Here is a 13,170-nt window from a genome sequence, read left to right as displayed (position 1 = left end):
CATACACAATGCCACCAGCAGCAAGAATCGCAGATATGCATACATGTCCATTATCTACAGGTCCAGTACCTCATGTTGGCGGACCTATCACCGGACCATCAGTGCCTACCGTATTAATTGGGGGGCAACCTGCTGCAGTAGTAGGTGATATGTGCGTTTGCGTAGGACCACCAGATACTATAGTTAAAGGATCAGGAACCGTTTTTATTGGAGGTAAGCCTGCAGCAAGAATGGGTGATACCACAGCACATACAGGAGTAATTGTTCAAGGCTTTCCAACGGTAATGATTGGAGGATAAAAAGAAAAAAATGAATACAAATAAAGCATATTTAGGTACTGGGTGGTCATTTCCTCCAAATTTTGATAAGGAAAGCGAAACGATTACTATGGTTAGTGCAGAAGAAGATATTAATCAAAGTTTAGAAATACTGCTTTCTACAAGCCTTGGAGAACGAGTAATGCAAGCTGATTATGGCTGTAACCTTAAAGATTATCAATTTGAGAGTATGGATAATTCTCTTATTGGTTTTCTAAAAGACTTGGTCGAGAGAGCTATACTGTATTATGAACCTAGAATAAAATTAGACAGAATAGACATAACAGAGGCAGATGCTGAGGAATTAATCGAAGGACTATTAAAGATTACTGTACACTATGAGATCGAAGGTACAAATACTCGATACAATTTTGTGTATGATTTTTATTTAAGAGAAGCAGATCAAGGGATATAAATAAGACATAGATGAAGAAACCTTCAAACATATCACATCCCTTAATACATAGAACAGGGACTAGCCAAAGAAATAGGGTTATAGAGGCATTACAATCTGACTATGCCCCAATAGATGGCAAAACACTCGCAGACAGACTATATATCATAAGTAGATATGCTCAACAAATTAATTATTATGAGTATATCAAAAACGGAGAAGAAGAATATCAGGATATAAATAATTGGACTTCTTTTTTTCAGAGTAGTTTACCTTTTCAATTATCAATACTTAGTAAAACTTCGATTGATAGCCTTGAAAAGGAATTTACATTGATATACCAAGAATTAAAAAATAATCCATCAAAACAGGGGTTAGAATCTCTTTTGGGTTTTATTAATGATAAATTTATAACACCCACTCAAACATTATTTACGAAAACAGATAAAGAAAACAACGGATTAGCAATTTCTCTTTTAGCAATAATCAAATCTTCGTTTATTGAGCCTTTAAAGAAATTTATTGCGATTCATAATGCAAGTGCTACTTTTTTATGTGTTACCAAAAAGAATTTTTCTGGCTTTATAAATGCACCATGGCAACTTAAAGTTGGAGATGTTTTTGCATTGGATAGTACCATTCAAGCTTCAAAAAAAGGCAAAAAAGAAGCAATACTAAAAGCAGGAGAGGCTGTAAATGCAATATTTTTTCAGTTAATAAGTGGTTTTCAGGATATTATCGAAACGGCCCCTAGTTTTATAGAAGAAGCTCTAAATCCGCTTCAAGAATCATTACAAAAAAGACATCAACCTCATATAGCATTAGTATTTACTTTTTTAGAATTGTTTAAGAATCTTCAAGTAAATGTAAATGATTTAGGTAAAAAGCATTTGGATTTTTTCTATCAGCAAGTATTAAAAATCGCTCCGAAGGATGCTGTGCCCGACAAGGCGCATATTATTTTTGAAATTGCTAAACATCTTGAAGAATATCCATTGAAAAAAGGACTATTATTAAAAGATGGGAAGGATGATAATAATGAAGATATTCAATTCGAATTGAATCATGAAGTTATTATAGATAAAGCGCAGGTAACAGATCTACGAACTTTATCTGTAAATACAATAACAGATAATTCGGGTTCATATATAGAAGGAGTATACATTGCTCCGGTAGCAAATTCAGTCGATGGTCTTGGGAAAAAATTTAAGAAAGATCAAACTACCAATTGGGCTACATTAGGGTCAAAGTATAGTAAACTACTTAACGAAGAAAGTAATAGCGAGTCAGAAAAAGACTGTGATCAGGAAATAGAATTAAGACAAGAACATCCTAATGCAAGATTAGGGTTTGTTTTAGCATCACCTGTTTTATTGTTACAAGAAGGAAACAGGGTAGTTAATTTTCAATTAGAATGTCAATTAAAAGATGATGCAAATTTTATAATTGAAGATTTTTTCGAAACATTAAATGGTATTTCAACTCCTGAAATAGCCTATTTAGTTACACTAGATAAGTTGAATGAATGTATTGTAGCTGCTCCAGGTAGCTCGGCCTTAAGTTTGCATGCTCAAGAATATGTAGAAAATTATCTTAAAGAAGTTCCTTTTAAAATTGTTTATCCCAATGAATTACTTTTACTCTTAAATGCAAAACGCAGGTATGTAGAAGGTGATTCTTACGAAGGAAGCGAACAACCTGAAGAAGGCCAGCAAGTAGATGTATTTACAAGTTCTGAAAAGACAAGTTTAAGAAACTGTATTGAAAGTTTTGAAACTCCGGTAAAACATATAACAGTACCAATCTTTGTATTTAATTTTAGTGGAGAAAAAGAATGGCTAAATCCAGAATTTAATCAAGAGACTACAAAAATTAGAGTTTTAGAAACTTCTAGCGTTTTAGGAGGTGCTAAAACAATTGTTTTTGATATTAATATTAAGCTGGCACTAGGCTTTCCTGCTATTACATTTTTTGATGAGGAAAAATTAAAAGAAAAACTTGATATAAAACAAGCTCTTCCTGTAGTTAAAATAGAACTTAATAAAGATGTTAAGATTGATTTAGAAACACCAAAAGATGGCCCAGGTATTTGCGTTTTAAAAGGAGAACCTAAAGAACAGGGACAAATTTCGATTTCGCCATATCATTTTTTAGAACAACTTAAATTAACCAATGCATGTATCGATGTAAATGTATGTGGAGTAAAAAACCTGATTGTTCAAAATGATGAAAGTACTTTAGATATAAACAGTCAAATTTTTCCTTTTGGATTACGCCCAGAAGTTCCCGGTTTTGATCCAATGAATCAAGTAGTAGAATTTGAGGGGATCCCGACTGCTAATTCATTACTTGGCCCTAGTTTTTATATTGGTAGTAAAGAAGTGCTGTTTAAAAAATGGAATTCGGTTAGAGTAAACATAGAATGGAAAGACAAACCAGATAGTTTTAATGACCATTATAAAGCATACTTAAAAAGAAAAAATACAGGCGATCCTAACTCTGGTGGTGATAATACTACTGCACTAGAAGATCTTGGTCTAGCCGAAAAAGATTTTAAATTAAAAATAGATACATTAAAAGAAGGTATCTGGACTAATATAGAAGAAGAGACAGAGTTATTTAGTAAAACCGTAGATGATTTTGGAGAACTGTATTGTAACAATACAATATATGGTTGGGAGGTTCAAAATGATGCTAATCCAGAATTTATAGACTACAATGAACCGTTAGAATTATTTAAAACCTCACGTAATGGTTTCTTAAAATTCACACTTGCTAATCAAGATTTTTTACACACAGAATATCCTTTTGTGTTAGCAAGACAAATGTTGGCATATGCGCTTTTAGCACAAAATGATAAATTAACTGATGCTATATATGTACAATCTAATAAAACAATTATTCAAGCATTAGAAGATTTTGGAAGTAGTGCGGATATTGCAACTAATATTCAAACCGCTCTGGATGCTACCAGAATGGTAAAAGATGGTATAGATGAACTAAAAGATTATATAGATAATAATAGAGGTAGTGTAGATACAATTATTACAACTGTAAATTCAATACTAAGTAATACTGTAAGTTACATGAACAATAATTTACCATCGTATTTAACCTCTTTAGAAGATTTTAGAAGCGGTGGAAATCCTAGTTTATCAAGCTTAAGTGGATTAGTGACAACAATAGGAACCATTAGAACCGAGTTAAATAATAGAAATGAAAGTCTAGAGGATGAAGTCGATGCTATTATTGTGATTATGAATGCTTTTTTTAGTGATGCAATAACTATACTTACAGATAGCAATACCGGTTTACAAAATTTGGCTACGACTATTTTAACTGCTGTGGTTGATACAAACCTAACTTTATCTCAATTATTAAATGCTATTACAGTACCAAGTCAGGATATACAAGTTGGGATTAATAATCTAGCAACTCTTGTTCAAGATAATAATAATAGTAATGATACTGATGGCTTGCGTTTTCATATCGAGGGATTATTAGATTTAACAGCAGGAATAAGAGATTATATTACAAATAATCTTGATGGATTTATACAAGATTTAACTGCTCTAGACACAGATTTAATTGCAGAAATGGGTCTCTTAATCAATGGATATAAGTCAATACAGCAATTTCTTGACAATAATATCGGTAATGCCAGTTCTGAAGCTCAAAATTTGCAAAATACCTTTAATACTTTTGTCAGTGATATACTAAGTAGAATAACGGGTACTGATAAATTAGAAGGTTTAACCGAGGTGGCAACTACTGCTTTAGAGGAACTAGAAACTACTTTTAACCAGAGTAATGTTTTAAGTTTTCTATTTAGTAGTGCTGATCAGGCTTTAATTCCAAATGAACCTTGGACTCCAGCTATTAAAAATCTATATGTAGATTATTCGGCAAAGGCAGTAAAAGAAGATGTAGATATTATACACCTTTATCCTTATGTAAACACTTCGAAATTTGAAAACATAGAGGAAAACCCAGGATTGTTTCCGTTTTTAAATGATGAAGGTACTTTGTTTGTTGGTATAGAAAACTTAACTCCAGGAGGTAATTTATCAATATTGTTTCAATTGGCAGAAGCTACTGCCGATTCAGAAATGGATCGTGCAACTATTAAATGGCATTATTTAAGTGAAAACGTATGGATAGAATTACTGCCTGATTTTAATATTATATCAGACGAAACCGATGGTTTAACAGTTTCAGGAATTGTTACAATTGCAATACCAGATACGATTAGTAAAATAGGAAACAGACAAATGCCGGATGACCTATATTGGATAAGAATTACGGCTCCGATTAATGCCAAGGCAGTAGCAGAAACTATCGGGATTCATACGCAAGCAGCCAAAGCTTCTGCAAAACTAAGTGAATTAAATGATAAATTAAGGCTTAATAATGGTCTGGCAGAGGGTAGTATAAGTAAACTATCAGAAGGAGATTTTAGTGTCAAAAAAGTAGAACAATTATATCCTTCTTTTGAAGGAAGACAACCCGAAGGAGAAGGTCATTTTTATGTAAGAGTGAGTGAACATCTTAAACATAAAGGTAGAGCACAAATGCTTTCGGATTATGAAAAAATTGTTTTAGAAGGATTTCCCAAAATATATAAAGCTAAATGCATAAGTCATACAATGGGACTTTCTGCAATTAAATATCAACGGGATCTAGAAATTGCGCCTGGATATATTGTAATTACTGTAATACCCGATTTAACTAAGCTAGCTTCGGGAAATCAATTAGAACCTAAAGCCCCTTTAAGTCTCTTAGAAAAAATAGGAAATCATCTTAGAAAAAAAATATCTCCATTTGCTAGAATTAAGGTAATGAATCCTAGATATGAATATGTAGATGTTGATATAACGGTAAGACTCTTTAGAGGAAAACCTGCGAATTTTTATTCTGGTAAACTTAAAGAAGATATTACCAATTTGTTGGCACCTTGGTTTTTAGGGGATTCAGAAAAAATTGCGTTTGGTATGCCTGTTTTGTTTTCTGATGTTGTTGGCTTTGTAGAACAATTGGATTATGTAGATTTTATAACAAGTCTAAGATTAAAAGGAGAAAAAGAACAAATCGGATCCGAAATCAAACCCCTTACTGCAAGATCTATTTTGACTGCCGGTAAAATTTGTATTACAATTGATGAAGAAAAATGTCCAGATCCTGATCAAGGAGGTAATCCTGATGTAGGTATAATAATTACTAATGAATGAGTTATGATGACATTAGCGATGATAATCGTAATGTATAGTGGTGAATTCTATCTTGAGGATTGAAAAAAATAAATAAGAACAGATAAATCATCTGAATTAAGTTGATATGACAGAAGCTGTGAATGAAAATATAACTGTTATTAGGCAAAATGATCCGGACCTTCCCGACTACTTAGACTTTGAAAAACTAAGAAGAGAAGGACTAGAACATATAGGAAACCTATCAGGTAAGATATGGACAGATCATAATGTGCATGATCCGGGTATTACCATTTTAGAAGTGCTGGTATATGCACTAATGGATCTGGGATATAAGACAAACTTGCCTTTTCAAGACCTTATAGCTACTCTAAATACTAGTACAGATACTGAAGAGAACTTTTTAACACCATTAGAAATACTAACTGTAAACCCAGTAACTATATTAGATTTTAGAAAACTTCTATTAGAAGTTGAAGGTGTTCGAAATGCATGGTTAGAACCGGTAAAACAGGAACAAGGATTATATCTGGATATAGAAAGAAGGAGTACTGTATTGTATTGTGAGAATCCAAATAATCTCTTTCAGGAGATCGAGTTAAATGGGTTATACAAGGTTTATATAGAAAAAGATAATGAGATTATTAATGATACTCTCGAGCAAGAAGTCAAGCAAATTCTTGTACAACATAGAAATTTATGTGAAGATTTTGTCGAAGTTAAAACATTAGACGCTTTAGAAATAGGTGTCTGTGTTGAGGCAGAAATTCATGCAGATTTTGATGCAGAAAAGGTGTACGTAGAAATTTTTAACAATATTAAAAAGTATATCCAGCCAGAGATTACATATTATACCTTAGAGGAGTTATTAGATAAAGGAAGAACGATAGACGATATATTTGCAGGAAGACCTTATCGAGAGAAAAGTTTTGGTTTTATTGATACAGAAGAACTCGAGAGTTTTACAAGACGTGAGTTTATTAATCTCTCAGATTTATACGATATTATTTTAAGTATCGATGGAGTTAGAAAAATAAAAAATGTATCAATTAAGGGAGAGGAGTTTCAAAACATGCCTCAAACATGGCAATATCAAATTGAAGAAGGTAAAGTTCCTGCTTTTTCTAAAGATAAGACATGTATCGATCTATACAATACAAAAGGCGCGTTAAGGATAGATAAACAAAGAATAGAGCGCACTTTTTCTATGGCAAAACAATTCGAAATGCCTTTAGATAACCTCAATACTAAAATACCAATAGGAATAAATAGAGAAAATTTAGAAGAATTTTATTCTATACAAAATGATTTTCCTGTAGTATATGGTATAGGAGAAGATGGGTTGCCAGATAGAGCATCATTATTGCGTGAAACACAAGCATTACAGTTAAAAGGGTATCTTATGTTTTATGATCAAATATTAGCAAATTATACATCTCAACTTGCTAATATTAAATCATTATTTTCATTAACGCCAGAAGAACAAAGAACAAAAGAACAAAAGCATACGTATTTTACTCAAATCCCTGATTCTATTCCTGGAGTAGAAGATTTACTTAGATTTTATACGAACGACACAGAGACTATAAATTCTTTGCTAGCTGTTCCCGTTAAAAATGATAGTCAATGGACAAACATTGTTGAACAATTAAAAAAGAATCCTAGTGTAGAGCTAACTATTGGTAATATATGTAGTGATACAAATGCATTGATAGATTTGTTTAGTTTTTCTTCGACAGGAGTTCGATCCATCTATATCAATCAATTGATAGATGCATTTTTTAACGAAAAATATACAATACAACTATTACAAGATCGAAGAGGACATTTCTTTGTGCTACAAACAAATCTTCCAGATGATATCGTAATGGTAGGCACAAAAAGATATGATACAGTCGATGAAGCAAGGAGAGAGGCAAAAAACCTTACGTTTTTAGGGACTATAAGTCAAAGTTATAAGTTAACAACAAATGCTTCTGATACTTTAGAAGGGGATCAACACTTTTTTGATATCACCTATACGCCTATTTCTTATATTGATTTGATTCAAGAACTTACAGAGGATAAAAGCGAGTATGCACTACGAAGAAAACAATTTTTAGATCATTTATTAGCGAGGTTTGGAGAGGAGTTTACAGATTATACGATTCTTCAATATCAAAATGGAATTGATACAGAAGCGCATATACACGAAGAAATAAATGATCAATCAAAGTATGTAAATCGATTTGCAGAGATAAGCAGAAATAGAGGTAAAGCCTATGATTATTCAATATCATCATGGAATACAGATAACGTTTCTGGTTTTGAAAAACGAGTTTCTTTATTATCCGGAATCGAAAATTATGATAGACGTAACCTTTGTAATTTTGAAGTAGTACAAAACTTTAGACTAGAGTTAAAAGATTGGTCAGAAAATGTGCTTTTCAGAAGTAATAGAGGATATGAGAGTAGAGAGGAATTATATGGGGCTGCAAAAAAAGTTTTATCTCAAATACGAGATCAGGAATCGTACAAGCAACTAGAAAAAAGTCTTAATGGTTTTGATGCAAAAACAATGCGTCGCATATTTTCTGAACAAGGAGAAGAAGAAAATATTATTATCACTAAGCATGATTATCACCAGCAGCTAATCAATACAGAAAAAGAAGTAGTTGTATTGAGTAAGAGCACAAAAATGAAATCTGAAAAAGTTGCTCTAGATAAAAAAGAAGATTTTATAAAAACGATTAACACTCAAAACATTCTCTCTAGAACACCTCTAAAAAGTGAATATAGGTTATTACCATTAGAGAATGAAAATACGTACCTTGATGCTAATGCGTTACCTTGTGAAATTGAAACATTAGTAACATGGCGATGGCATGTAAATACTAAAGAAAAAGCAGTTAGTGAACAGGTTTTTGATGTTTATGAGGATGCATGGGATCATATGATCAAAGAAGCACAGCTCGAGGATTTTCTTACAAAACATGATGTAGCTATTCGATGGAAATTACCCGTTAAAGATGGGATCACTCTGAATAGTATAGGATGTTATCCAGATGCTTATAGGGCTGTTGCAGCTTGGAGACAAGGAAAAGCTTTAGGTAGCAGCAAAACTAATTATGAAATCAAAAATGAAGGAACATCAATCAGAATACAATTAAAAAATGAAAAAGGAAATCCAATTGCGATTTCAGATGCCGTGGATATTGGTCAAGGAACTCCTGAAACGATATTAACAGAATGTACTACCATATTTGGGAATAGAAATACAAAACCTGATTATGACCAAGAAAAAAACAAATTTGGATTTCAACTCTTAGGAAAAGATGGTGCCCCTGTTCTAATTAGTTATTGCGCATATGATTCTGAAAAAGAAGCGCTAGAACAACTAGATACTGTATTTAAGCTGGGTGAAGTTAAAAAGAATTATTTATTATCCGGAGATCAAGGAAATCCAGAGTATAACTATATTTTATTAGATAAATATAACTCGTTTTTAGCATTACCTCCTGATCATTTTGAGACCGCACCAGATCGCACGAAAGCGTTAAACTCGATGATGCGTTATTTTAAGAATAACACACTTCCTGTTTTTGTAAAAGAAGAACCGCGTCGTTATGTTTGGTCTCTAACAAAAGATGATAAAAAAATACTCGAATCAACTAGCGAATTTACCTCAAAAGCAAGAGCGCAAAGCGATTTTGATAAAGTAATAGTTACAGAGGCGATACGACCTAATAATGAGTTATATGTTCCTCATTGTTATAATTTTGAGGTGGTTGCTACACCTGCATTGTATAAGTATAGGTATGGTATTAGTGATGTAAATAATGAATTAAAGCCTTTGTTTTTAAGTACTAATACTTTTAAAACGCATAGTGAGGCTTCAGAAGGATATACCAATTTTGTAAAAGAACTTCCAAAACTATCTTTTAAAGTATCTCCCAAAAGTACAACCGAATTTGGATTGTATTCTCCTAAATCAGAAACTCCAATGGTTGAGGGATTCTCAAAAGATAAACCATCGTTGGAGATGGCTAAAAAATTAGCAGGATACCTCTCTACTATTTATAGTAATGACCTGGCTCCCAAAGAAAGCTTTATTGCCAGAAGAATGGTAGAGAACCAAAATGGTAGATTCGAGTGGCGATTTTTCAAGAAAAATACTCCTTTAGCTGTAAATCCGTATCAGTATAGTAACGAATCAACAGCAGAGTTTGTAAAAAGAAATATCTGTGACCTTATTCCACCAATTAATTTAAAACACTGCACTAAAAGAGAAATAGTTGTTTGTCCAGAAGGAAGTCCTAATAAGTACCATTATCAGGTAGAATTTACAGATCATAATAAAAATAGCTTCGTTCTTATTAGTTATAATGGATATACTAGTGCTATTGAGGCAGAAGAAGCTTGGCAAATGGAGTGGTTAGATGTTATCGCCATAGCTGCTAATCCAGATCAATATGGAGCTTCGGGGAAAATAAATCTTGAAGAAACATACCAAAACTCACAATCTAAATCATGTAGTAATGAATCATTTTTGGTTGTGATTCCAAAAGTAATAAGAGAAGAAGTAGAAGCAAATGGTACAGATATAATTACTTATTATTCTGAATTAGCAGATGTATATCCCATATATAAAAAAGTATATGAAAGCGATGATAATGCAGATGATACAGTGTCTTATAAGTTTAAAGTAGTAGTGCCTCAAAAAGATCTTATTCCTGCAAGCGATAGTATTAGTGAAGTTATACCGCATATAGGTAGTTTATTATGGATTAGTGAATCTACATATGCAGATGAAAAATCTGTTATCGAAGCATATAATCATTTTTATAATCTGGTAGGTACCTCAAATAACTGTAGACTTTTTTGCAAGAATGGGAACTTTTACACAGGATTAGTTGAGGTGTTAGCAGAAAGCTCTCGTGAGTTTGATAGTGAAGCAGATGCCTGGGATGATGCATACCCTAATCAAAAAGATGAATGTCAAGATTGTATTCCTGGTGGAGTACGAGAGTTTATCTATGCGGCAGAAGATGATCAAAATTATGATATTGTATGTGATAGAGAATACTGGAAATTTAAAGTAGTCTCACCAGATTATTTTGTGGTTGATCATAATTGCGATTATAATTCTAGAGAGGTTAGAGATCAACAGATGGATCATTGGATTTCAAAGTTAAAATCTTTAAACTGGGATCAATATATCACGGGGAAACCTTCTGATGGAGGAGGAACACGCCCTGGAGCTGGGTTTTTGTATACTATTGGATATGGATATTCTGATGATGAGTTCTGCGAATTCATGTTTAATCTTAGAGATAGTTTAATAACATGTCCTTATAAATTTGCAGAAAATCAAGAAGAAGAAGCAATTGAGAATAATTTAATTACATCATTTTTAGAAGAAAAATATAAGAATGATGCCAGAATTCTTGACATTATAAATCGGCAAAATTTTACATGTGAGTTAGTAAAAGAATTAACAGACTATTTTCCTATTTATAAAACTGATCAGGGATATTTTTTTAGAATCTATGATGCCAAAAGTGATGTGCAAATTACCCCCAGTGGTTTACAACCATGTGGTTGTGAGGATATGGATACTACAACAGATACATTATGTAATGAACCTTATCCTTTTGTAAGTAGAAATTATTATTCATGTTGCGCAGAAGCAGTTAATGCATTTACAGCATTTTGTCTGCTAATTACAAATCAAAATACATCATACGCTTTTGAAGAAATCTCAAAGACAGAATATGGACTTTATTCTTTTCAGATTATTGATAAGAGAAAAGAATTAGCATATCACCCCCAACAATATGATAGTCTTCAAGAAGTTAAAGATGCAATAGAAAGAACAAAAGCACAAGTAAGCGATGTGGGATTGCATTTGCTTGAACATATTTTATTAAGACCAACATCATCAGGCGATTGTTTTCATGAATTTAACACAGGAGAAGGCGAGGGTGAGGGTGGTCTGCAAAGAGCGATTTCTTGTCTATTGCCCATTTGCCCAGATTATGATTGCGATATTGAGTGGCAACCAGATTTAGATAAAGATGATCCGTGTGCAGATAATGCCCAAGCAACATTAATCAATTATATACCAGGTAGCGACCCTTATTCTTTTTGGGCAACATTGGTATTGCCAGCATGGTCTAAACGATTTAGAACTTTAGAACAACGCGAAACTTTTGAGAATTTTTTATATAAAGAAGTACCAGCATTAGTAGGACTTAATATTTTATGGTTAGGTCCAAGAGATCTCTGTAATTTTGAGGATGCATATCGAAAATGGTTAGTTTGGAAAGAAGATCCAGAAGCGTATAAATGCAACCCTAATGATCCTCGTCCAGATTGCCTTTTATCAAATTATATTAGAAGGTTAGAATCCGAACAACCTTGTGCATCCGCACCTTTGTCACAAGGTGATTGTAATTGTGATACTGTAGATAGCAGAACGTTACCAGAGGATAGTATGGGTAGTATTTTTTGGGGTGAATGCGTGCAGATTATTGACGGAGATATAATAGATTTCCCTGTTGGAGAAGTTCCTGCTACTATCGAAACAAGACCAACTTCTAAAACAACAGTACAAACAGAAAGTAAAACTGTAAAAGAAGTCAAGAAAGAACCAAAAGAACTTCCTAAAAAGAAACCTACAGCAAAAAGCAGTGCTAAAGCAGCTGTTAAAAAAGCAGAACCTGTCGCAAAAGCAAAAAAGACAGTAACTAAAAAGAAAGTCACAAAAACACAAGCAGATAAACAAAAAACTACTGCTAAGGGAACATCTACAAAAACAACAACTGCACAAAAGAAAAAAGATGAACTGGCAGTTGTAAGACAAAGGAAACCTATGTACTTAAAAGCCATAGAGACTGGAGCTAATGAAAACATTAAGAAAACAAAAAGTTACGAACGAACAGTATTCTTTCTTCAGAATACTCCAACAATAAAAGGGTATTCAACATTAGTGGACTTCTTTAATAGATATAGTTTACAAAAAGACAACGCTATTTCTGAGTACTTAACATTATTAAAAAATGCAACATATCATTTGTTTGATAATCTGGTATTAGATTCAAAATCTGAAATTAAAAAAGAGGAAATAAATCAACTATCGGCAAGGATTGAGATATTGTCAAACAAAGGATTATCTCTTAAAGAATTAAACAAAGAATGGAATGCTACAGCACTAGGATCTCTAGCAAATGCTAAATCTTTAGCAACAATAAAAAAACTTTTGAAATAAATA

4 protein-coding genes are annotated in these 13,170 nt (G+C 32.7%); all 4 read left to right on the top strand.

Annotation, left to right across the window (positions count from 1 at the left end; translation table 11 throughout):
* Positions 1-8: 8 nt before the first annotated feature.
* The 4 genes from D1816_RS14745 to D1816_RS14730 all read left to right on the top strand — a co-directional run bounded on the left by D1816_RS14745 (position 9) and on the right by D1816_RS14730 (position 13,167).
* Complete coding sequence (locus D1816_RS14745) at positions 9-299, top strand: PAAR domain-containing protein (RefSeq protein WP_066320107.1); 291 nt, start codon at positions 9-11, stop codon at positions 297-299.
* Between the two features lie 10 nt (positions 300-309).
* The gene (locus tag D1816_RS14740) at positions 310-732 is read left to right on the top strand and encodes a GPW/gp25 family protein (protein WP_118506268.1); all 423 of its coding nucleotides are present in this window, start codon (positions 310-312) and stop codon (positions 730-732) included.
* Positions 733-743: 11 nt separating this feature from the next.
* The gene (locus D1816_RS14735; protein WP_118503806.1) at positions 744-5,939 is read left to right on the top strand and encodes a hypothetical protein; all 5,196 of its coding nucleotides are present in this window, start codon (positions 744-746) and stop codon (positions 5,937-5,939) included.
* Between the two features lie 106 nt (positions 5,940-6,045).
* A complete protein-coding gene (locus D1816_RS14730; protein ID WP_118503804.1) occupies positions 6,046-13,167 on the top strand; it encodes a hypothetical protein in 7,122 nt (2,373 codons plus the stop codon).
* The last annotated feature ends 3 nt before the right edge of the window (positions 13,168-13,170 follow it).

The organism is Aquimarina sp. AD10 (genome assembly GCF_003443715.1).
Classification (GTDB): Bacteria; Bacteroidota; Bacteroidia; order Flavobacteriales; family Flavobacteriaceae; genus Aquimarina; species Aquimarina aggregata.
This window is presented reverse-complemented; position numbering and strand designations above follow the sequence as displayed.